The following is a 22728-nucleotide window of genomic DNA, read 5'->3' as shown; positions in this document are numbered from 1 at the left end:
GATCGTCGTGAGGGAAGGGGCACCGAAGGATAGACTTGAACCCCGGTCCCTGCAAGGTCGGCAGCAAGTGGAGGATGCGAGCAACGCCGCGGCTGCCTGGGTTACCGCGGACTCACCCGCAGCCCTTGAACTCGCTCAGCGCCTCCACGCAGAGGTCGATCTCGGTTTCGGTGTTGTAGAAGTGCGGGCTGACCCGCACCAGCCCCGGTCGGTGGTCGACCACTATGTCCCGCTCGGCCAGCCGCTTCACCGCGCCCGCCGGGTCCGGGTGACGCACGGTGAGTATGGCGCTTCGGTGTTCGGGATCCGGGTAGCGCACGTCGAGTCCGGAGGTGCGCGCGCCCTCCACGAACCGCCGCGAGAGAGTTGCGTTTCGTCCCGCGATCCGCTCGATCCCCACGTCGTCGATCAGACTCTGGCCGCCCAATGCGGTGTGAACCGTCGGCAGGGCCGGGGTTCCGAGCTCGAAGCGGCGGGCGTCTTGGCGAAGCCGGAAGCGGCCGATGTCGAACGAGAACTGATTCTCGGTGGCGAACCAGGAGGTGAGGACCGGTTCAAGGGAAGCGATCAGCTCCTCGCGAACGTAGAGATAGGCGAGCCCGGCACCTCCGCACAGCCACTTTAAAGGCCCGGCCACGTAGGCGTCGACACCGGTGTCCCCGACCGAGAGCGGGAGCTGCCCTGCGCCCTGGTAGCCGTCGATCAGGCAGAGCGCCCCGGCGTCGTGCGCGATCTCGCTCAGAGTCGGCAGGTCCTGGGCGAAGCCGGTGGTGAAGAAGACGTGGCTCGTGGCCAGAAGGAAGGTGCGGTCGTCCACGGCGTCGGCGAACTGCTGAGGATCGATGCCGATTCCGTCCTCGCTCTCCAGAACGACGAGCTCCACGTCGTCCTGAACCGCCCACTGGTAGGCCAGGGTGGGAAAATCGAGATCGGTGCATACGACCCGGTTGCGCTCCTGTCCGCATCCGGCGCCCGGGGCGGGAGCGCGCAGTCTCTTAGCGGCGTGCGCGACCGCGGAGATGGCGGTCGAGGCGGTCGGAAGCAACGCGACCTCGTCCGCGTTCGACCCCCAGAAGGCGGCGACCCGCCCGCGCAGCTCCTCCACGCGGGCGAGCCAGCGCCGGTGCCACGCCGAGGCGCCGAGTTCGTGCCAGTCGTCGAGGAAGCCGTCGAGCCGAGCCTTAGCCCGGTCCGACAGTGCGCCGAGAGAGCAGGAGTTGAGGTAGGCGGCCCGCCGCAAGATCGGAAATTCCCGACGGAGTTGGGCCAGCCTCGCGGGGTCGATGCGGTCTGTCGCGGTCACGGTCGCCTCGGGATCGTCGGTGAGTACGTCCGGCAGTTGGGACCCCGTGCGAGGGTCGTCCACCGACTGCCGGGCAATGCGGAATTCGTCCCTTCACACTAGACACTAGCGGCCATTGGACAAGGCGACGGCGCGCAGGATGTCGGCAAGGACTCCTTGGGCGGTGACTCCGGGGCCGGCTCCGAAGCCCTGAATGGTGAGCGGTGCGTCGTCGTAGCGGTCGCTCCAGACCGAGACCGCGTTGGTGCCCGGTTCGCCCAGGGCGCAGGGATGGTCGGTCGGGATCTCCTCCAGGCCGACGGAGAGATCGTCGGGCGTGATTCCGGCGATGTAGCTCAGCCGTCGCCCTTCGGCCTCGGCGGTTCGCGCCTGCTCCGCGACGGTTTCGTCGACAAGGGCCAGACGCTCCCAGAAAGAGTCACCGGCGTCGGCCGAGATGGAGCCGAAGAGGGCGTCGGGTTCGAAGTGGGGATCGGGGTCGAAGCCCGCTATCCTGCCCAGAATCACTGCCTTGCGAGCCACGTCCCGACCGCTGAGATCGAGGCGCGGGTCAGGTTCGGTCAGTCCCTGTTCGTGTGCACGACGGAGCACCTCGCTGGCGCGTCCGCCGCGGTGCAGCGCTCCGAGCAGGTAGCTCAACGTACCCGAGAGCACGCCCTCGATCCGACGCACGCGGTCTCCCGTAGCCACGAGTTCTGAGACGGTTCTGAGGACCGGTAGACCCGCGCCTACGGTGGTCTCGAAATAGAGCGGCTGCTTCGCGTCGAGGGCGGATCTGATGTCGGCCCAGAGCTCCCCGTTGGAGGAGAAGCCGGACTTGTTGGCCGACACGACCGCGACGCCGCAGTCGAGCAGGGTTCGGTAGCGCCAGGCGACATCGACGTTCGGCGTGCAGTCCACGAATATCCTGGTGGACGACGGGTCGGCCAGAGCGGCACGTACCAGCGCCTCCGCGCCGTCGGAGGCCGCGGCTTCCGTCTCGGCTAGTCGGGATCCGGCGGAGAACAAACGGGCATCGACACTGTCGCCGGGCTCGGGGGCGAGCAACACGCGGGTCGAACTCGCGATCCCGGCCACTTCCAGCGCCGGTCTTCCCGATGGCGTCCGGCCTTCCGCGACCGGCAGCCGAGCGATCTGTCTCAGCAGCTCGCCGCCCACGGTACCCACGCCTGCCAGGTAGACGCGTGCCGGCTCGGTCTGGTGCTTGCGAACCACGGGTCCCGGGCGGGAGGCGGCCTTCGCCTGGAAGAGCGCCGAGTGGACCACCTGCAGGCTCCTGGCTTCCGCAGCGGAGTCTACGAAAAAGGCCACGCTGCGACCGGACGTGCCCTGCGCGATGGCATGGACGTTGATCCCCTCCGCGCCCAGCGCCGCGAATATCCGTCCGCTCACGCCGGGCCGGGACTCGAGAGCCGTTCCCACCACGGCCAGCAGGGCGAGTCCTTCGTGGAGCACGGGCGGTTCCACGCGCCCGGCGGCGATCTCGAGCTCGAATTCGGTCTCGATGGCGTCGGTGAACTCGGAGCATTCGGTACACTGCACGGCCAGCGACACTCCCTGCCCGCTACCTATCTGGACGAGGAGCGGAGACGGCGAACCGGCGATCTCGATCGCCCTGAGCAGCCGTTCCCTGGCTCGTCCCTCGCCTCGTATCGCCCGACCGCCTACGCGGATTAGGGCGACGTTGGAAAGGGAGGTGATGCCGCATACCGGGATTTCCGACGAGTGCGTCGTGGCCTCCTCCAGAAGCCGGGTGCCGGGGAACGCGGGGTTGCTCGTGTTGCGGATGACGACTACCGCGCCCGCTTCCCTGGCCTCGTGGATAGTGGGCTCGAAGACCACGCGGGCTCCGAAGTGGGCGAGCTCGATGATCTCGTCGTATCCCACTTCGTCGAGCGATCTGGCCTCGGACACCCGCGCCGGATCGGCGCTCATGACGCCGTCCACGTCGCTCCAGATCTCGATTTCGGGAGCGCCGAGCGCCGCGCCGACGATGGCTGCGCTGAAGTCGGAGCCGCCGCGCCCGAGGGTGGTCGGATGACCGTCTTCCGTGGCCGCCACGAAGCCCGGTATCACCGTCACCCCGGCGCGGTCGCCCAAGAAGCGGCGGGTGCGTTCATGCGTAACGGTCCGCTTCAGACCAGCTCGGCCGAAACGGTGATCGGTGACGATGAACTCGCGGGCGTCGGCGTATTCGGCGGCCACCCCGAGCGTCCGACAGGCCGCAGCGAAGATCGGCGCGGAGAGCTGCTCGCCCGATCCGATCACCGCGTCGCGGGTGCGAGCGGTCGCTTCGCCGAGTAGCTGGACTCCATGAAGCACGCTCCTGAGCTCGGCGAACACCATCTTCGAGCTCGCCTCGAGTCCTCGTGCTTCCTCTCCCGGAGCTAGGCTGTCGGCGACAAAACGGTGCCTGCGCGCGAGCTCGTCCAGCCCGGCGATCCAGTCGTCGCCGTCTACCGCTTCGGCCAGGACGCGCTCGAGCGCGTCGGTCACCCCGGAGAGGGCGCTGACCACGACCACCACCGAAGCGAGTTCGCTCTCCGCGGCCACACGCTCGGCCACGATCCGCGCCGCTGCGGAGATGCGTTCCGCGTCGGCTACAGATGTGCCGCCGAACTTCATCACGAGCGGCCGGGCCGGAGCCCGCGGTGCGGCGCTCATGTCGCAGCAGCCGTCAGGCTGCGGCCTTGATCGGAGTTCGCTCCCGCCGGCGGGCCGGTCACCCCTGGGGTGACCAAAGCGAGCGCCCTCTCGATGTCCCGGGTCAGGTCCTCGGTCGCCTCGATCCCCGCCGAGATGCGGAGCAGACCGTCCTCGATGCCCGCAGCCGAGCGTTCCCGAGCTTCGACCGCACCGTGGCTCATGGTCGCGGGATGGCTGATGAGGCTCTCGACGCCGCCCAGCGACTCCGCCAGCGTGAAGTGGCGCAGGCCGCCCGTGAAATCGTCCAGCGCCTCGCGTCCGCCGGCGAGCTCGAACGAGACCATGGATCCGAACCCCGACTGCTGCTCGAGGGCGAGTTCGTGCCCGGGATCGTCCGGGAGACCGGGGTAGTGGACGGCCGTCACCGCCGGATGTCCGCGCAGGGCGCCGGCGATGGCGCGTCCGTTATCCTCGTGCTGGTTCATGCGGGCGAAGAGGGTCCGGGCCCCCCTAAGGGCCAAATAGCAGTCGAAAGGGCTCTGCGTGATGCCGAGAGCGTTCGCCCACCAGTCGAGCTCTTCGCCGAGCTCCGCCGAGCGCGTCGCCACCGCGCCGCCGATCACGTCGCTGTGTCCGTTGATGAACTTCGTCGTCGAGTGCAGAGCGATGTCGATGCCGAAGTCGAGCGGCCTTTGACGCGCCGGCGAGAGGAGCGTGTTGTCGACGACGGTGATCGCATCGATCTCACGCGCTCCCGCCACCAGCGCTTTCAGATCGGTCAGCCGCAGGAGCGGGTTGGAGGGCGTCTCCGCCCAGATGAGCCGGGGCTCTCGCTCGAGCAGCGACGCCAGCGAGTCCGCCCGGGTGAGATCGCCGCAGACGAGATCGAAGTGACCCTTGGAGGCAAGCGCTGTGAGGAGACGCAGGGTGCCGCCGTAGCAGTCGTGCGCCATGACCACCAGATCGCCGGGCTTCAGCAGCTGTAGGACGAGTGTCACCGCCGACATCCCGGAAGAGGTGGCGGTCGCCGAGGTTCCGCCTTCGAGCCCGGCGATCAGGTCGGTGAGGGTGCGACGGGTCGGGTTGTTCGACCGCGTGTAGTCGAACTCCGGCTCCTTCCCGATTTCCTCGAAGCGGAAGTTGGTGGTCAGGTAGAGCGGCGGAATGACCGCGCCGCGGGCGTCGTCGGCGATGCCGGTGCGCACGGTCCCGGTCTGGATGGTATGCTCGGTCACGGTCAACACTGCCTCCTTCGGCCGGAGATGCGCGGCGCGCGCTTCTTCTCGGGCCACGTGGTTAGTGATACAGCCAGAGCCGCCGAGAGGTCACTGGCGCCCATCAGGAATCCGTCGTGGCCGCACTTCGCATTCAGCCTGAAGTGGCAGCAACGTCCCGGCACCCGCGCCTCCAGCTCGTTGACGAGCCAGGGCGGCACCAGCGTGTCCTTGTTGAACGAGATCAGGTAGGCGGGAACGTGCAGCTCGCTGGGGTCGAGGTCGCAAAGGTCGATCGATTCCGACAACGAGAGGAACGAGTTCGGATCGACGGACCGGGCGAAGACTGCTCCGCGGTTGTCCAGGTAGCCGGAAACCTCGAACGCCGGCGACTCCGGGGTGCCGGAAACGCTCGCCGTGTCGGCCCAGGCGGCCCGATGGTCGAAGCGGTCGTCGAACTCGACGGCGGTACGGTAGGTGGTGAAAGCGAGGGCTCGGGAGAGCGCGAGCCCTTCGGCCGGCGAGCCGTTGGCGACGGCCGTCTCGACGATGCGCCGCTGGATGAGTCGCAGGGCGGTCGCATGCGGATGGGGGCGGTGCGCGGCGGCGAGCATGATCAGCCGTTCGAATCGCTCGGGGCGGGCGATGGCGGCCGCGAGCGCGACCGAACCGCCGTATGAGCTTCCCACCGCAGCGTGAACTCGTTCGACGCCGAGATGGTCGAGAACGGCGAAGACGGCATCGGCTTGGTCCTGAGGCAGAAGGTGAAGCCGGTGCGGCGAATCTCCCGCCGGCCCTTCCGTGCCGAGAAAGTCCATGGAGACGATGCGCCAACGCTCGGGATCGACGGTAAGCCCGGCTCCGACCTGACGGCTCCACCAACCTGGACGAGGATCGAACTCGGTGGCGGTCACGTGCCGATCTGCGGAGATGCCGCCGAGCACGAAGAGCGCGGGCGCGTGCTCCGGACCCGTGGACTCCCAGGCGACTTCCCAAGGCTCGCGCATCTCGGGCTGAAGCCTGGGCGCCCAGCCGAAGGGCATGGACGCGGTGCCGGTCGTGCTGGACGGGAGCGGCGGAGCGAAGCTGCGTCGCGCGGCGGTGGAGTAGCTCATTTTTCCTCCAGGGTGGCCAGCGGCCCAACTCCCGGATGAGCTAGCGTGTACCCCCCGAGAAGGCTACACGCCCGCTTCTCATCTCCCGCGAAGCCTCGGTTCCGCTCCGCGCAGGACTTGGCACCGCTGGATGTCGTCTCAGGGAGCGAACATCCCGGTTGCCCCGGCTTCCAAGGGCCTGTCCCTCAGCCGGTCTCGATGATGTGCGGGAAACCTGTAGAGGATTTTCCGTGGTGTCAAGGGGCGGCGATTTCAGCGATTAAGTGACGGGAAAGCGCCTCTACCGCAACAGCTCCTCCAACCTCGTACTCGAGTCCGTGCCTTCGTCCCGGTACTTTACGATCACCGGAGTCTGAAGGTGGAGCCCCCATTCCCGTCCGATCCCCTTGCTTATCGGACGTGAGCCTGGCACCACGACCGCGCCCTCCGGAATCACCAGGGGATCGGATCGGAGCACCTCGCCCCTTGCCACGTCGTACACGGGCGTCGACCGAGTGAGGACGACCCCGGCGCCGATCACCGCCCGGCGCTTGATGACGGTTCCTTCATAGACGCCGCAGTTGCCGCCGATCAGAACATCGTCCTCGACGATCACCGGCAACGCGCCCACAGGTTCCAGCACGCCTCCGATCTGGGCCGCCGCGCTGACGTGACACCGCTCGCCGATCTGGGCGCAACTGCCGACGAGGGCGTGCGAGTCGATCATGGTGTCGTTCCCAACCCAGGCCCCGACGTTGACGTACATCGGCGGCATGCAAGTGACCCGTTCCCCGATGAACGCGCCCTCGCGGATGGCGGATCCGCCGGGCACAACCCTGACTCCACCGGTGAGCGGCGCTCGCTTGGGCGGGTAGGTGTCGTTGTCGGAAAAACGGAAGAGCCCGTCGATCGCGGTCTCCTCGACCTTGCCGAGCCGGAAACCGAGCAAAATGCCGCGCTTGACCCATCGGTTCACACGCCAGCCGTGCGAAGCCTTCGGATCAGGCTCCGCCGCACGGACCTCGCCGCAGTTGAGAAGGGCGAGAAAGGCGGAAAAAAGCTCGCGGTGGCGGGAAGGATCGCCGCCGTCGCCAAAGGCGGATTCGATCTCGCTGCGGATATCGGTCGGCTTCATGACCATAGGGAGGTGGTCCGCGTCACCAGACGGGAAGAGGTGTGGCGAGTGGAAGGATGTGAAAACGGTGCGGCCATTCGGCCAAGGCCGGACACGAAGATAACCGCACTTTTCCCGGAGCTTGGCGGTGGCTACATTTCGGGGGGCCGTCGGGTCGATGGCGACAGAATCCACGCCCGACGTGCGCGGTCGCACGCCATGCCGAGGGCCGGCGTCGCGCTCCAGGCACCTAAGGTGCGGCTCCCGAGCACCCGGACCGGTCCGGCGAACGTCCAACAATCCCTGGGATGCACCCGACTCCGAAGGCTGAGCCATGAGAATCCGTTGCGCCGTGTTCACTACCCTGCTGGCCGCCTGTGGCGGCGACACCGGGGAGTCGTCCGCTTCACGACCGAGCGAGGACCGTCCGCTCACGGCCGACTTCGAGGAGGTGTACCGGATCGGCGGGATCGAGGCGGAGGGGTGGGATGCGTTTACCGAAATCGCGGACCTGGGCTTCGATGCGCACGGCCAGCTCTACGTTCGTGACGAGACCGGGTCCGCCACGCGGATTGTCGCCGTCGACGGGGCCGGTGCCCTGACGGCGGAGTTCGGGAGCATGGGCGATGGCCCGGGTGACTTTCGGCGGGTCGGGCACATGGTGGCCCGTCCCGAGGGTGGCGCCGTGATTGTCGACGATGGACACCGCGCATACCTCCTGTTCGGCGCCGACGGGTCGTTCGAGCGCGCGATCCGCTTTGCGGATTCGGATGCTGCCCAGACGGCTTCCGCCGAGAGGGTACGCCACGGGAGGGAGGGAGTAACGTTGTTCCTGACGCGAGGTGTTACGGCGAGCTTCAGCCAAGGGGAAGCGTCCGTCAGCTCCGGAGACCGGACGGTTTACCGGGTGTCGCTCGACGAAGGGGAAGAGGCGGCCGCAGTTCCGTTCGCGGAGGGCTGGGAACCACGTCCCGAGCGGCAGGTCACGATGGAGGCCGATGATCCTTCGGAAATGTTCGATATACTCGGCGACGCGTACATCTACTTCTCGCCCCGCATGGTGTTCGATGTCGTCCCCGGCGGCGGGGTGGTGTATTCGGACTCCTCCGCGTACGAGGTCAAGATCCGGACGGCGAGTGCCCCGTCGCGCGTCGTCGGCCGGCCCCTGCATCCCCGGCCCGTTACCGAACAACTCGAGGAACGCGCCCGGGCACGGGCGCTGGAAGGCTTTGAGTCTTCCTTCGAGGAGCAGACCACCACCTCGGGGTTGGGCAACGACGTTCCGGAGGCGATCCGTGAGCAGATGGCGGCCATGATGGAACAAATGGTGGCCGGCATGCGCGACATGGTGGAGAATGCGAGGTTCATGCCCGAAGTGCCCCTTGTCCGGGATCTTCGCACGACCTGGGAGGGGGCGATCTGGGTGGAACGCTGGGAAAGCGACCCCCTGGCGCAAATCGACTCCTTCGGAGGGTTGGCCGACCGGAACCGGGAGGGGGACGAAGCTGCCGAGGGATGGATCGATGTTCTGGCGCCGGGAGGCGAGTACGTGGGGACGTTCCCACTGGAGGAGACGTCCATGCCCGGCGCATTCGGACCCGGCGGTCTCGTCGCTTTCGTCGAGACGGACGAATTCGAAGTCCCCACGATCGTCGTGAAGCGGCTACCTGAAGCCGTTCGCTAGAACTACGCGTTCGACCGATCCGGACACGAAGACAGCCGCACTGTTCCCGGAGCCTGAAGGGGGCTACACTTCGGAAGGCCGTCGAGTCGACGCCACGCGGCTCGACACATCGCCGCGCTGCGGCATCCTCGCCGCCCACCGATCCACCTTTCTACCGCCATGACCAAGGTTCTCCCGTCCGCTCTCGGATCCCGACCCTCGCTTCTCGGCCTGGCCACCCTCCTGTGGCTGCCGGCCTGCGGACCTCCCGACGACACCGACATCGAGGCCGATCTCGAGCCGGTCACGGAGAACCTGCCGACTGTGACGAGCCGTCTGCCCGCCCTCCTGGCTGCGGACGAAGCGGTCTTCGGAGCCTTTCCCGGTCCCTCGACTCGCGAGCAGGGAGCGATCATGGGCGGAAATCGCGAGCTCGACTTCGTGTTCTACTCGCTGGAGTCGGGTCCTTTCGATATCCCGACCATGACGGAGTACCTGGCGGGCATCGTCGACGGAGCGGGAGAGATGGAGCCCCATCCGCTGATTCTGCGCATCCCTCCGGTCCGTGACGGCGCCGACGCCGCTGCGGACCGCGTCGCTCAGGCGCGCGCCGCCGGCGTTTCAGGCATCGTCTTCCCGCATGTCGAGTCCGGGGAAGACGCGCGGGCGGCGGTATCCGCGATGGGCAAGGGCGTCTGGCCCGACGACGAGTCCGGCTCCTTGGTCAATTTCCTTATCGTCGAGGACCGCGCAGGCATCGAGAATCTCGACGAGATCGTGCAGACCGCGGGTGCCAGCGTCGTCTTCGCGGGCCCGGGCGATCTGCGTCGCGCCTACGAGGGCGACATGGAGGCCGTGGAGGAAGCCATCCAGGCCGTGCTGGCATCGTGCATGGCCCACGGAGTGGCTTGCGGCATCACCGCAGGTGCCGACGACATCGCGGCCCGCATAGAACAGGGCTTCCGCGTCTTCATCGTAAGCGACACCGAGGCCGTGACGCTGGGCAGGGCGGCCGCGGGAAGGTAGGAGACTCGCCGGAACAGCGGAACGAGGTCGGTCTATTCCGACGACCGCCCGGATTCCGACGCTCTCTCGAACCCCTTGCACTCGAGCACGGGAAGCACGGGATAGCGCGGGAAGTTCGGGTCGGTCTTCGACAACTTGCAGAGGCGGAAGACTCCGCCTCTCTTGGTGACCACCCGGCGCGAGTTGTCGCACACCGAGCAGAGTCCCGACGCAACGCCCATCGTCCGCGCTCCTTCGAGAGGTTAACTTTGACGGGGCCAAGCGCCCGTGAGAAGTGCGTCACGCGCCGTCGGACCCGAATACCCGCAACAACGGTGCTGGACCATGACAGAGCCGCTATTCGACAAATCCAACCTCGCCTACGCCCAGTTGATGTTGGACGAGTACGCCGTCAACCCGGAGCGAGTGCCTCCCGAGTGGCGGACTCTATTCGAGAGCGCCGACGGTCGTCTCGCCGCAGAGGGGCTCCTCGTCCCGGCCGACTGGTCGAGCAGGGCGCGATCCGCGGTCGTCGCTCCCGCCGCCTCTGCGGCCATCCCCGATACACCGGCCATCGACGGCATTGACGGCATCCTTCCCGAGATCTCGAGGGCGGCCGCTCTCCTCCAGGCCTTTCGCGATCACGGCTACCGGCTCGCCGACCTCGACCCGCTCAGGAGCGATCCGCCCGCGCACGAACGCCTCAGCCCGGCTCTCTTCGGCACTTCGCTGCTCGCCTCTCTCCTTCTGGACGACGTGGGGGAGGACGAGAGGGACGGGGACGCGATGCAGCAACTGCGAAGCATCTACGCCAGCACTATCGGCTACGAGTTCGGTCATCTGGACGATCCGGAGAAGGTGGGCTGGCTCTGGGCGAAAGTGGACTCGGGCGCACACCGTCCCGAGCTGAACGCGGATGAGAAGATAAGCTTGCTGAGGGGGCTCTCGCGGGCCGAAGGGCTGGAGAACTTCCTGCACCGCACCTACCTCGGTCAGAAACGCTTCTCCCTGGAAGGCACGGACGCTCTGGTTCCCATGCTCGATCTCGCGCTCGCCGAAGCCGCGCGGGCCGGAGGCAGGGAGGTGGTCGTTGGGATGGCACACCGCGGCCGACTCAACGTCCTCACGCATACCGTGGGCGTCTCCTACGGCGAGCTGCTGGCGGAGTTCGAAGGCCCGTCGCTCAAGGGCGGACAGCTCGACATCGCAGGTTCGGGGGACGTGAAGTACCATCACGGCGCCGTGGGCGACCGCAGCTTCGAGGGTGCCGGGAGCATCCGGGTTCGGCTCGCGCCCAATCCCAGCCACCTCGAGTTCGTGAACCCCGTGGTAAACGGCATGGCGCGCGCTCTCCAGTGGAGCGGAGACGACGCGAGCGACGAGCGGGAGAGGCGGACGGTCATTCCCCTCCTCATCCACGGTGATGCCGCCTTCGCCGCCGAGGGGGTGGTGGCCGAATCGCTGAACATGGCTCGCCTGGACGGCTTCGACGTGGGCGGAACCGTTCACGTCATCGTCAACAACCAGATCGGCTTCACCACCGATCCCGTCGACGCCCGCTCGACCGACTACTCCTCCGACCTGGCGAAGGGGTACGGCATTCCGGTCGTCCACGTGAACGCCGACGACGCCGAGGCGTGCATGGACGCCATGCGCATCGCCATGATGTATCGCGCGCGCTTCGGAGAAGACTTCGTCATCGACCTGATCGGCTACCGCAGGCACGGGCATAACGAAGGAGACGAGCCGGCCTACACCCAGCCGCTCAAGACCGCCCGGATAGCCGAGCATCCGACGGCGCGGGCGATCTACGCCAGGAAGCTCGTCGACGAGGGCGTGACCGACGACGCCGGCGTGAGCGCGATCGAAGAGGAGATCACCGACGAGCTCCGCCACGCGCAGCGGCATGTGCAGGAGTTCCGTCCCGTGGAGGACGATCGTCCCGACGACGAGGCGCGCGATCCGGTGGAGCCGGACGACACCGGGGTCGCTTTCGATTCGCTCGAGACCATCAACGAGAGCGCGCTCAGCACGCCGGAGGGCTTCACTCCGCACCCGAAGCTCTGGAGGCAGCTCCGGAAACGCACCCGCGACTTCTCCACCGAGACCCGGATCGACTGGGGACACGCCGAAGCTCTGGCGTTCGGTTCCCTGCTCCGAGACGGCATTCCGGTGCGGCTCACCGGCCAGGACGCGCAGCGCGGCACATTCAGCCATCGCCATCTCGTCCTCCACGACTACGAGACCGGAGATACCTGCCTTCCGCTTCAGGGGGTCGCCGACACACGGCTGGAGGCCTACAACTCACCGCTCACCGAGACCGCGGTCATCGGCTTCGAGTACGGATATTCCGTGGCGGTCGACAAGGACGTGGTGATCTGGGAGGCCCAGTTCGGTGACTTCGTGAACGTAGCCCAGGTCATGATCGACCAGTTTTTGAGCGCGGGCCTGACGAAGTGGGGCCAGTACTCGCGCCTGATGCTGCTCCTGCCTCACGGCTACGAAGGACAGGGGCCGGAGCACTCCTCGGCGAGGATCGAGCGTTTCCTCCAGTTGTGCGCGGAGGGCAACATGCGGGTCGCGCTTCCCTCGACTCCGGCGAACTACTTCCATCTTCTCCGCCGTCAGGCCAAACGCCGCCCCGAACGTCCGATGATCGCCTTCTCGCCCAAGAGCCTCCTGCGGCTTCCCGCCGCCACCTCGGCTGTGGAGGAGCTGTGCGGCGGGACTTTCCGCCACGTTCTCGACGACCCGACGGTGAACGATCCCGGCAAGGTCACCAAGCTGATTCTCTGCTCGGGCAAATTCTACTACGATCTTCAGGCCCACAAGGCGCGCGGCGAGTTGGGCCATGTCGCGATCGTGCGTCAGGAACTCCTCTACCCTTGGCCCGAGACGGCGCTGAAGGAGCTCCTTGCCAAGTATGCCAGACTCACGGAGGTGGTGTGGGCCCAGGAGGAACCCGCGAACATGGGAGCCCTCGGCTTCATCGGCCCGCGCTTGAGCCGGCTGCTGCCGAACGGGGTGTCGCTGGGGTTCGCGAGCAGGCCCGAACGCGCTTCTCCCTCCGAAGGCAAGGTCAAGACCCACGCCGGCAACCAGAGCCAGATCGTCGAGGCCGCCCTCGGGATTTGAACGTCAGCTCCAGATCAGGACGATCTTTCCGAAGTTGCGGTTGGCGGCCATATAGGTGTGGGCGGCTCCGGCCTCGGTCGCCGGAAACGTCCGGTCGACGACGGGACGCAACGCCCCGGATGCGAAGCCAGGAAGGAGATCGCGGGCCATGGCCGCCGTCAGCTCTTCCTTCTCCGAAAGCGGCCGGGCTCTGAGGACGGTGCCGGAGATCGACGCCCGCATGGTCATGAGGCGGCGGAGGTCGACTTGACCGACTGCTCCTCCGGGCACTCCCACCACGATGTGGCGGCCGCGCTTCGCGAGAGCTCTCTGATTGCCGGACAGGTAGGGTGCGCCCACCAGATCGAGTATCACGTCGACACCGCGCCCGCCGGTGAGGTCGAGCGCTCGGTCGGCCCACTCTTCGTCCGCTATCACCGGGTGGTCCAGCCCCAGCCGCTTCGCCCGCTCGAGCTTCCACCCGGAGCGCGAGGTGCCGACGGTCTGGTTCCCGGACGCCTTGGCTAGCTGGATCGCCGCAGTGCCGACGCCGCTGCCCGCCGCGTGGACCAGCAGCGTCTCGCCGGGTTTCAGCCGCGCCTGCAGGTAGACGGCGTCGAAGGCGGTGGCGAACACCTCCGGGATCGCTCCGGCGTCCGTCAGGCTCATGCCGTTCGGTGCCGGGAGCAGAGTCGAGATCGGGGCGGAGACGTACTCGGCGTAGGAACCGCCTCCGGTGATTCCCATGACGCGGTCGCCGACGCCCGGACCGGATCCGGAGCGGGCTTTCGAATCGGCGAAACCGGGAGGGGAAGGAGCGGAAGCGGCGGGAAGGACGTCCGGGCCGAGGGCCTCGACGGTGCCGGCGAACTCGAGGCCGAGGATGTCGTCCGGGTAGCCGGGCGGCACAGGGTACCTGCCCAGCCGCTGGAGGATGTCCGCCCGGTTGACGCCGACGGCCGCCACCCGGACGAGGGCTTCTCCGGTGGTCGGCTCCGGTGTCGGGCGTTCCTGCTCCTCCAGCACCTCCGGGCCGCCGGGCCGGGTCACCACCATAGCTCTCATACCCCAAACGTAACCGGCAGCCCGCAGACAAAGCCTCCCACGGCAGTGCGACGCTGCATCCGCGCCGGACGCTGCGCTCGCTGCTCGTGCGAGCTTCGTCACGGGCCGCTAGCTTTGAAACATGCTACCATTCGAAATCGACCGACCCCTCGTCTTCTTCGACCTCGAAACCACGGGGCTGCACACCCGACGCGACCGGATCGTGGAGCTGGCGCTGGTCAAGTACACGCCGGAGGGCGAGGTCATCGAGAGGGTCCGGCGCCTCAACCCGGAGATGCCCATCCCCGCGCAAGCGACCGCCGTCCACGGCATCGGCGACGAGGATGTCGAGAACGAGGTGACGTTTCGTCGCGTCGCCAGGAGCCTCTACCACGACTATTTCGCCGGCGCCGACCTGGGCGGATACAATGCGCGTCGCTTCGACGTGCCCATGCTCGCGGCCGAGTTCGCCCGGTGCGGCATCGAACTCGACCTGACCGAGATCCGCGTGGTCGATCCGAGCGTGATCTTCCACGCCATGGAGCCGCGCAACCTCGCCGCCGCGACGTTGAAGTTTCTGAACCGGGAGATGGAGAACCAACACTCGGCCCTGGCCGACACCCGGGCCGCCGCGGAAGTCTTCTTCGCACAGGTCGAGCACTACGGAGATCTTCCCAGGAGCATCGACGGCATCAACAGCTTCTGCGACGAACACGTGAGGATACTCACAGAGGTGGACCGCTGGTTCTCGGGAGATGAAGGGGAGAAGACCTTCAAGCGCGGAAAGCATCGCGGCGTCAGCCTGACCGAAGTCGCCGAGGCGGACCCCGATTACCTGCGCTGGATGGCGTTCGAGGCCGAAGACATGGCGCAGGAAGTCCGCGACCTGGTGGCGGGGGCGCTCGGGAACTAGGCCGGAAGCCGGCGGCTCCCGAATGGTTCGGGCGGGCCGCAATTGCCAATCGGGAGGCCGGAAGGTAGACTCTTGCACCGACGAGTCCTTCCACCCGACCACGCACATGAGATCCAGCGTCCTTCTTCTGGCCGCCTTCGCACTCGCCCCGAGTTCGTCCGCCGCGCAATCCGCCGTCACCACAGATGACATGCGGTCCTTCAGGCCCCGTCAGATCGGACCTGCGGTGACTGGCGGTCGGATCCACGACGTGGAAGCCTATCCTCACGATCCATCGACCATCTTCGTGGCCACCGCGTCGGGAGGGTTGTGGAAATCCACTAATCGGGGCATTTCGTGGACTAACGTCTTCGACACCATGGCGGTGAGCACTTTCGGCGACGTCGCGTTGGCGCCCTCCGACCCAGCCATCATCTACGCGGGTACCGGCGAGCAGCAGAATCGCCAGAGTTCGTCCTACGGCAACGGCGTCTACCGTTCCGACGACGGCGGCGAGAGCTGGCGTCATCTGGGCCTGGTCGAGACCCGGCACATCGGCAGGGTGCGGGTGCATCCGACCGACCCCGACATCGCGTACGTCGCGGCTCTCGGCAATCTCTGGAAGGAGTCCGAAGAGCGAGGGGTCTACAGGACGACCGACGGCGGCGAGAGCTGGGACCACGTTCTCGCGATCGACGCCTGGACGGGAGCGGTCGATCTGGTCATCAACCCGGATGATCCCGACGAGCTCTACGCCGCGGCCTACCAGCGCATGCGCAAGCCCTGGGGCTTCAACGGCGGCGGTCCCGGCGGCGGGATCTACAAGACCACGGACGGGGGCGACTCATGGACACGGCTCACCGGCGGACTCCCCACCGGCGACCTCGGACGTATAGGGATCGCGATTTCGCAGTCGAACCCGCTGGTGCTGAACGCGCTCGTCGAGCACGCCGCGAACGAAATCCAAGGCACCTACCGAACCGAGAACGGCGGCATGACCTGGGAACGTGTCAACGAGCTCAACATCCGGCCCATGTACTATTCCCACGTCTTCATCGATCCCAACGACGAGGACCGCGTCTTCACCCTGGCCACGCGCTCCTACGTGAGCGACGACGGAGGCAGGAGCTTCAGGCAGATAGCGGTGGCGCCGACCTACGACGTGGGCGTCCACGCCGACCATCACTCTCTCTGGATCGACCCGAACGATCCCGAGCACCTATATCTGGCGGGTGACGCCGGCATGCACGAGAGCTACGACGGCGGCGCGACCTTCCGCAAGATGAACAACTTCCCCATCGCTCAGTTCTACGCCATCGGAGTCGACATGCGCGATCCCTACTGGGTTTACGGAGGTCTCCAGGACAACCACTCGTTCATGGGACCGTCCCGGACCAGACGCTGGATCGGGATCGTCAACGACGACTGGATGCAGAACGGCTTCGGCGACGGCATGTACTGGCAGGTCGATCCGAGCGACGCCCGCTTCGCCTACGGCTCGTCCAATGGCGGCAACTACTTCCGCTACGACACCGAGACCGGCGACATGCTCGACATCACCCCTCCGGATCCGTTGGGCGAGCGCCACCGTTTCGACTGGACCTCGCCGCTCATGGTGTCGGCTCACGATCCGAGCACGGTCTACGTGGCGGGCAACAGGTTCTTTACATCGAGGGACCGGGGATCGTCGTGGTCCATGACCGAGGACCTCTCCCGCCGGGTGGACCGCGACACGATCGAGATCATGGGCGTGGTCGGTTCCGAGATCTCGCTCTCCAGGAACGACGGCACCGGCAGCTTCGGCGAGGCGGTCACCCTCGACGAATCGCCGCTCGACCCGGCGGTGCTCTGGGTCGGCTTCGACGACGGCAATCTCCAGGTGAGCCGGGACGGCGGCGGGAGCTGGACGGAGGTGTCGGGGAACGTCTCCGGCATCGCGGACGGCACCTACGTGAGCCGCATCGCAGCCTCTTCGGCGGGTCGAGGCACGGCCCACGCCGCCTTCGACGCCCACCGCGACGGCGACTTCGCTCCCTATCTCCTCCGCACCACCGACTACGGCGCGACCTGGGAACCGCTCCACGCCACGCTTCCGCGGACCGGCGTGGTGAACGTCGTCGTGGAGCACCCCGACAACCCGGACCTCCTCTTCGCGGGCACCGAACATGCGGTCTTCGTGAGCACCGACGCCGGAGCCAACTGGGCCAGGATGCCGAACCTGCCCACGACCCACTACGACGACATGGTCATACACCCGCGCGACAAAGATCTCGTGCTGGGGACCCATGGACGGAGCATCCTCATACTCGACGACACGCGTCCGCTCGCCGAGTGGGCGGACGCCGACGCGGTTGCTGTAGCTGTCTTTTCCGCAGGACCGGGGACGATCCGTCTCTACCGCAAGGACACATCTTATCGGGCGCAGGCCGAGTTCGCCGGCGAGAATCCGGTCGACGGCGTACCGGTCACCTACCGACTCGCGAACTCGACTTCCGAGGCGCGTCTTACCGTGAGCCGTCGCGCCAGCGGCGAGGTCGTGCGCGAGATGCTCGTTCCTTCGGAGGGGGGCACGCACCGGGTCAACTGGGATCTCCGCCACGGCATGAGCGTCTCTCGCTGGGAGCCGCACGAAGACCCCCAGCTCCCGCGCTCGATAGCTGCGCGCGGTCCGTGGGTATCGCCGGGCGACTACGTGCTTACAGTCTCGGCGGACGGTGTGAACGCATCCACGCCGCTCACCGTTCTGGGAGATCCGGACATGCCGATGATAACTCAGGCGATGTACGATTCCCGCGAGCGCTTCATGCTCGACGCCCTCGCTCTGCAAGGAGAGGCGCGGGAGGTTCTGCGCGCACGCGGCGGAGCCCCGGCAGGCGGATTCGGTTTCGGCGCGGCTGGCGACGTCACAACGCCGGAGGGCCGGTTGCGGGCGGCGCTTGGCTCGCTGTCCCGCGCCTACGGTTCCCTGAACGGCTCGGCGGTCAGGTCCGGCAGCCTGTTTCCCCCGACCGAGACCCACCGCGACGCCATGAAACTGGTGCGGGCCGCGCTGATCGAGGTGCGGCAGAGCGGGTAGGGAGGCGGTTGCTTCCGGGCTTCCGCATCTTGGCTCGATCGATGCACGCATTCCAACCCAATTCGCGAGGCCGTACCCGATGACAGAACAACGGAATCTCGACTTCGGCGGCAAGCCGACCGCCGGCGAGATCCTCAGGCGCATTCGGGAGGAGAGCCGCGACGAGTCCGAGAAGGGTCGTTGGTTCGAGCAGCTCTTCATGAGGGTCGCGCTGCAGGAGCCCGAGTTCGAGATCGAGGAGATCTGGCGCTGGGCCGACTGGCCGGAGCGGGAGGAGCTGACCGGCCTGGACGGTCGCGACATCGGGATCGACCTCGTCGCGCGGAGGACGACGGGAGAGCTGGTGGCGATCCAGTGCAAGTGCTACGACGAACGAAGCGTGCTGGGCAAGGGTCACATCGACAAGTTTCTCGGGGGATCGCAGCAGGCGATCTTCGAGCTGCGCTGGATCGTGGCGACCTGTCGCTGGGGACCGATCGCCGAACGTGCGATCAAGAAAGCCCGTCCCCAAGTCACACAGTTCGATTTCCAGAAGTATCTCGGCGTCGAGGTGACGGAGACCGATGCCGAGCGTCCCGTCCAGCAACCGTGGCCGCTTCAGGCGGACGCCGTCGAGGACGTTGTCGAGGGTCTGAACAACCACGACCGCGGTCGCTTGGTCATGGCATGCGGCACGGGCAAGACCTTCACCTCGCTCCGCATCGCCGAGCAGGTGGCCCCGGACGGCGGACGCATCCTTTTCACGGCGCCGACCATCGCGCTGGTCTCGCAAGCCAGGCGCGAGTGGCTCAGGCAGACGACGCGCAGGCTGAAGTGCGTGGTGGTGTGTTCGGACCCGACGGCGGGGGGACGCAACGAAAACGAGGACATCGGGATCTCGGAGCTCGAGTGCCCAGTCACGACCGATCCGGCGGAGATAGCCGGAGCCCTCGGTGCGAACGTCTCGGGGAGCGACGGTTCGAGTCGAGACGACCCCGGTCGCGGCGCCGACTCCGCACATTGCAGCGAGCCCACGAGCGTCGTCTTCTCCACCTACCACTCGCTACGCAGGGTGACCGAGGCGCAGGCGGACCATGAGGCCCCGGCGTTCGATCTCGCCATCGCCGACGAGGCTCATCGCACCACGGGTGCGCTCCTCGAACGGGAGGGCTATCGCAAGATCGATTTCCAGGAGTTCCACGACGACGAGCGATTGCGTGCGAGGAAGCGGCTCTACATGACCGCCACGCCGCGCATCTACACGGCGCGCTCCAAGCGGAGCCTGAACAAGAAGGGCATCGAGGTCGTCGACATGGGCGATCAGAAGGTCTACGGTCCTCTCCTGCATCTGCTGCCGTTCGCCAAGGCCGTCCAGCACCGGGTTCTGTCGGACTACCGCGTCATAGTCCTCGGGGTGAGCCGAGCGAGCGTGACGCCGAGCCTCCGAAAGCGACTGGACGCCCTCCACAGCTACACGAGCCGGAAGAACGTCCCGACCGACAACGACATGACCCGGGTGCTCGGTGTGTCGCTCGCCGTCAACGGCGTCACCGAGGGCTCGGCTCTCGAACGGCCGGGGCGGCTGCCGAGAGCGCTGGGGTTCGCGAACAGCATCGCTCGCTCGAAGTGGTACGCCAAGGCTCTCATGGAGAGCCAGGTGCTGGCGTCCACCACCCGTCGGATGAGCGGCGGGCGGGCAATGAAGGTCGTGGCCCGCCACCTCGACGCTTCGTCGAGCGCTCTCCAGCGCAACCGGGAACTGCGTTCGCTCGCTGACGCGGAGCGTGAAGGCGAGGCTCGGATGGTCTGCAACGTCAAGCTCTTCACCGAGGGCGTGGACGTGCCCTCGCTCGACGCCGTCGCGTTTCTCGACCCGCGTGACAGCCAGGTCGACGTGGTGCAGGCCGTCGGGCGCGTCATGCGCAAGGCGCCGGGCAAACGTTTCGGCTACATAATCGTCCCGGTCGTCGTCGAACCCGGGCGCGACGTGGCTGCCGCGCTCGAGCGGGGCACCGAGGGCTACAGGACGGTCGGTCGCGTGCTGCGAGCGCTCCAGGCCCACGACAGCCGCCTAGCCGAGACGCCGGCTAGGTTCGTCAAGGTCTACGAGCCGCCGACCGGACCACCCCTGCCCGTGAACGGTGAACCGGACGTGATTCGCGACCGTGACCGGGAGGACCTCCAGCGCAGGCTCGAGCTTGACGAGGCCGAACAGGGCATCTACGCGCACGTCGCCGCGGCGTCGGGGCTGGGCAGGCCCGGTCAGCTCGTCGCCGACGAGATCGCGGACGCGGTCAAGCGAGCGAGCGCGGTGTTCCAAGGGAAGGAGCTCGAAGAAGGACTTGCGAAGGCGCTCGACCTAGTCCCGCAGGAAGACGGCGGCGCCAAGGGCGTCTGCACCATCGCGGCGCTGATGCTCGCGAACGCCTGCCTCCTCCACCGGAGGCTCCGCGACGAACCCCAGCTGAAGACGATCCTCCGGCTCGACAAGGTCGCCGGTTCGAGCGCCCCGGCCGAGGTCCTCGCCCTTGCCTGGGAAGCCATTCTGGAAAAGGACTACGCGCCCGTCTTCCAGCCCGCCCTTGAGGTTCTCCGCGCCCTGCCTCACGACAAGGCGACGGGAAACGCGATACGCGAGCTCGCCGAGTGCGCGAACCGGGTCGCCGATTCACTGAGCGAACTGGGCTACGATCACGCCGGACCGCTCTACCATCGCATCCTCGGGTCGGCGAAGAGCGACGGAGCGTACTACACCAACAACCTATCGGCCATCATTCTGGCGCGTCTGGCGTTTTCTGAAGACCTGATCGACTGGTCGGACTCGAAAGCCGTCGCGGCCCTGCGGGTGATCGATCCCGCGTGCGGGACGGGAACGCTCCTTATGGCGGCTCTTCAGACGATCAAGGCGCGGGTGGCCGCTCGAACGGAGATCGAAACGAGGGAGGAGGAACGGGACGCCCTCCACAAGCTTCTCGTCGAAGACGTGCTCTGCGGCCTGGACATCAACCGGCACGGCATCCAGCTCGCCGCCTGCAACATGACGCTCGGTGCACCCACGGTGGACTACGAGCGCATGAACCTGGTGACCATGCCGCACGGACCGCAGCCCGACGGCTCGGTCAAGGCCGGATCGGTGGAGATCCTGACCGCCGCCGACCGAGGGGACGCCCTCAGCACGGTCGCGTTCAGAGCACCGCAAAGATCCCTGGAAAGCCTCGATGCGGACCAAGTGAACGAAAGCGAGGAGATCCGCTTCCCGTTGCGCGAGGTCGACGGGATCATCATGAACCCGCCTTTCACCGACAACATGAAGCGCGGGCGCAAGTTCGGCCCGGCGGTTCTCAAGGCGATGCAGACGCACGAGATAGAGGTTCGGGACCGCCTGCACGGGCGCGATCCCGAGGCGGCGGCGGTCATAACCACCAACAGCGTCCGCACGTTCTTTACGCCTCTCGCCGAGAGGATGCTCCGCGACGACCGTGCGTTCCTGGCGAAGGTGCTGCCGGTGACGGCCTGCACCGGAGCCTCGGGGCTGAAAGAGCGGCGCTTCCTGGCCGAGCGCTTCCACATCGAACGGATCGTGACCACGCACGACCCCAGGCGGATCGCCTTCTCGGAGAACACGAGCATCCACGAGAGCCTGCTCATCTGCCGCAGGGTTCCGAAGGAGGACCGCCCGCCCACCGAGTTCGTGTCGTTGCGCAAGATGCCGTCCAGTGCCGAGGAAGCCATCGAGGTTGCCGACGCCATCACCGCTGGCACGGTCGGAGATTGGGGCAACGTCTGCCGCTGGCCGGCGGATCGCGTCCAGGCCGGGGACTGGACGCCGGTTCAGTGGTACGATGGTGGACTGGCGGCCAAGATCCGGGAAATCGAAACGTCGCCGTTGCTTGAGCCGGTGGGCCTGCGCCACGCCGTCGGTCCCGCCGGGCGACGCATCCAAGACGCGTACGTTCGGTGTGAGCCGGATGCCGCTGGAGCACTCCCGGGCTTCCATTCAGTGAGCAGCAAGGTCCGGCGTACAATGCTCGGGGAACCCGATGTCTGGTATCGGCCTCGCGCCGGTAAGGAACACTTGGCCAAGAGATACGCTGAGCGGCAAAGCCGCCTCCTGGTCACCATGCGTATGAACACCGTGAGCGGCCGACTGAATGGCCTCTGGACGCACACTCCCGCGTTCGGCTGGTGGGTACCCGTGACCGCAGATGACGACCGCACTACACAGGCGCTCGCTCTCTGGTGGAACGCGACGCCCGCACGTCTCCTACTGCTGAACCGCCGCGCCCAGACGCTCACCTACCCCACATGGCAACTCCAGCACCTCCGAGAGGTCCGAATCCCCAAGCCCGGCAGCCCCGCTTGGGACGCCCTCGCGGACGCCTGGGAGCAGGTCCGCGACGTCGAGCTCCTGCCGATGAGGCGGGCGGAGGAATGCCGAGCCCGGCGGGTCATCGACGCGGCGGCCGCGGTGGCTCTCGACGTGGGCGAGGACGAGATCGCCGATTGGCGACGGCGGCTCGCGGTCGAGCCCACGATCACGAACCGGAGGGCTCCGTAGTTGCGGATCCAGACCTGACGAGGTGG

13 protein-coding genes and 1 riboswitch are annotated in these 22728 nt (G+C 67.1%); of the genes, 6 read left to right on the top strand and 7 right to left on the bottom strand.

Annotated elements, in window-relative coordinates:
- Nucleotides 1–112 precede the first annotated feature (112 nt).
- From J4G12_06270 to J4G12_06250, 5 genes are all read right to left on the bottom strand, one after another.
- Nucleotides 113–1366: an aminotransferase class V-fold PLP-dependent enzyme gene (locus tag J4G12_06270; protein ID MCE2455414.1), complete on the bottom strand. Its 1254-nt coding sequence runs from the start codon at nt 1364–1366 to the stop codon at nt 113–115.
- A 42-nt stretch (nt 1367–1408) separates the two neighbouring features.
- Nucleotides 1409–3967 (bottom strand): aspartate kinase, encoded by a 2559-nt coding sequence (locus J4G12_06265; GenBank protein ID MCE2455413.1) that lies wholly within the window; start codon nt 3965–3967, stop codon nt 1409–1411.
- Nucleotides 3964–5154, bottom strand: coding sequence for a PLP-dependent transferase (locus tag J4G12_06260; protein ID MCE2455412.1), 1191 nt, complete (start codon nt 5152–5154; stop codon nt 3964–3966). The genes J4G12_06265 and J4G12_06260 overlap by 4 nt, the downstream gene beginning before the upstream one ends.
- A gap of 32 nt (nt 5155–5186) precedes the next feature.
- On the bottom strand, nt 5187–6278 hold the full coding sequence (locus J4G12_06255; protein ID MCE2455411.1) for an alpha/beta fold hydrolase: 1092 nt from the start codon (nt 6276–6278) through the stop codon (nt 5187–5189).
- 75 nt (nt 6279–6353) lie between these two features.
- Nucleotides 6354–6483, bottom strand: a riboswitch (SAM riboswitch).
- Between the two features lie 75 nt (nt 6484–6558).
- Nucleotides 6559–7398 carry a 2,3,4,5-tetrahydropyridine-2,6-dicarboxylate N-succinyltransferase gene (locus J4G12_06250; GenBank protein ID MCE2455410.1) on the bottom strand — a complete coding sequence of 280 codons (840 nt, stop codon included), beginning with the start codon at nt 7396–7398 and terminating at the stop codon, nt 6559–6561.
- 307 nt (nt 7399–7705) lie between these two features.
- Between J4G12_06250 and J4G12_06245 the strand changes: the two genes are divergently transcribed.
- Both J4G12_06245 and J4G12_06240 read left to right on the top strand, forming a co-directional pair.
- Nucleotides 7706–9055 (top strand): hypothetical protein, encoded by a 1350-nt coding sequence (locus J4G12_06245; GenBank protein ID MCE2455409.1) that lies wholly within the window; start codon nt 7706–7708, stop codon nt 9053–9055.
- 159 nt (nt 9056–9214) lie between these two features.
- A complete protein-coding gene (locus J4G12_06240) occupies nt 9215–10060 on the top strand; it encodes a host specificity protein (protein MCE2455408.1) in 846 nt (281 codons plus the stop codon).
- Nucleotides 10061–10092: 32 nt separating this feature from the next.
- Here J4G12_06240 and J4G12_06235 read toward each other — a convergent pair whose 3' ends face one another.
- Nucleotides 10093–10281, bottom strand: a complete 189-nt coding sequence (locus tag J4G12_06235) for a hypothetical protein (GenBank protein MCE2455407.1) — start codon at nt 10279–10281, stop codon at nt 10093–10095.
- A gap of 103 nt (nt 10282–10384) precedes the next feature.
- Between J4G12_06235 and J4G12_06230 the strand changes: the two genes are divergently transcribed.
- On the top strand, nt 10385–13174 hold the full coding sequence (locus J4G12_06230) for a 2-oxoglutarate dehydrogenase E1 component (GenBank protein MCE2455406.1): 2790 nt from the start codon (nt 10385–10387) through the stop codon (nt 13172–13174).
- A 3-nt stretch (nt 13175–13177) separates the two neighbouring features.
- Here the strand turns inward: J4G12_06230 and J4G12_06225 are convergent, their stop codons facing one another.
- Nucleotides 13178–14218 (bottom strand): NAD(P)H-quinone oxidoreductase, encoded by a 1041-nt coding sequence (locus tag J4G12_06225; GenBank protein ID MCE2455405.1) that lies wholly within the window; start codon nt 14216–14218, stop codon nt 13178–13180.
- A 121-nt stretch (nt 14219–14339) separates the two neighbouring features.
- Between J4G12_06225 and J4G12_06220 the strand changes: the two genes are divergently transcribed.
- The 3 genes from J4G12_06220 (at nt 14340) to J4G12_06210 (ending at nt 22702) form a co-directional block, all read left to right on the top strand.
- The gene (locus J4G12_06220; GenBank protein ID MCE2455404.1) at nt 14340–15110 is read left to right on the top strand and encodes a 3'-5' exonuclease; all 771 of its coding nucleotides are present in this window, start codon (nt 14340–14342) and stop codon (nt 15108–15110) included.
- A gap of 106 nt (nt 15111–15216) precedes the next feature.
- The gene (locus J4G12_06215; GenBank protein MCE2455403.1) at nt 15217–18165 is read left to right on the top strand and encodes a hypothetical protein; all 2949 of its coding nucleotides are present in this window, start codon (nt 15217–15219) and stop codon (nt 18163–18165) included.
- Between the two features lie 79 nt (nt 18166–18244).
- Nucleotides 18245–22702 (top strand): DEAD/DEAH box helicase family protein, encoded by a 4458-nt coding sequence (locus tag J4G12_06210; GenBank protein MCE2455402.1) that lies wholly within the window; start codon nt 18245–18247, stop codon nt 22700–22702.
- Nucleotides 22703–22728 lie beyond the last annotated feature (26 nt).

Source organism: Gemmatimonadota bacterium (genome assembly GCA_021295815.1).
Taxonomy (GTDB): Bacteria; Gemmatimonadota; Gemmatimonadetes; order Longimicrobiales; family Gaopeijiaceae; genus JAGWBQ01.
Note: the sequence above shows the minus strand (reverse complement) of the source record. Positions and strands in the feature narration are given on the sequence as shown.

Excerpts from the sequence above, each read along its gene's own strand:
- J4G12_06265 (MCE2455413.1), bottom strand. The coding sequence starts at position 3,967 with ATGAGCGCCGCACCGCGGGCTCCGGCCCGGCCGCTCGTGATGAAGTTC.
- J4G12_06255 (MCE2455411.1), bottom strand. The coding sequence starts at position 6,278 with ATGAGCTACTCCACCGCCGCGCGACGCAGCTTCGCTCCGCCGCTCCCG.
- J4G12_06250 (MCE2455410.1), bottom strand. The coding sequence starts at position 7,398 with ATGGTCATGAAGCCGACCGATATCCGCAGCGAGATCGAATCCGCCTTT.
- J4G12_06245 (MCE2455409.1), top strand. The coding sequence starts at position 7,706 with ATGAGAATCCGTTGCGCCGTGTTCACTACCCTGCTGGCCGCCTGTGGC.
- J4G12_06240 (MCE2455408.1), top strand. The coding sequence starts at position 9,215 with ATGACCAAGGTTCTCCCGTCCGCTCTCGGATCCCGACCCTCGCTTCTC.
- J4G12_06235 (MCE2455407.1), bottom strand. The coding sequence starts at position 10,281 with ATGGGCGTTGCGTCGGGACTCTGCTCGGTGTGCGACAACTCGCGCCGG.
- J4G12_06230 (MCE2455406.1), top strand. The coding sequence starts at position 10,385 with ATGACAGAGCCGCTATTCGACAAATCCAACCTCGCCTACGCCCAGTTG.
- J4G12_06225 (MCE2455405.1), bottom strand. The coding sequence starts at position 14,218 with ATGAGAGCTATGGTGGTGACCCGGCCCGGCGGCCCGGAGGTGCTGGAG.
- J4G12_06220 (MCE2455404.1), top strand. The coding sequence starts at position 14,340 with ATGCTACCATTCGAAATCGACCGACCCCTCGTCTTCTTCGACCTCGAA.
- J4G12_06215 (MCE2455403.1), top strand. The coding sequence starts at position 15,217 with ATGAGATCCAGCGTCCTTCTTCTGGCCGCCTTCGCACTCGCCCCGAGT.
- J4G12_06210 (MCE2455402.1), top strand. The coding sequence starts at position 18,245 with ATGACAGAACAACGGAATCTCGACTTCGGCGGCAAGCCGACCGCCGGC.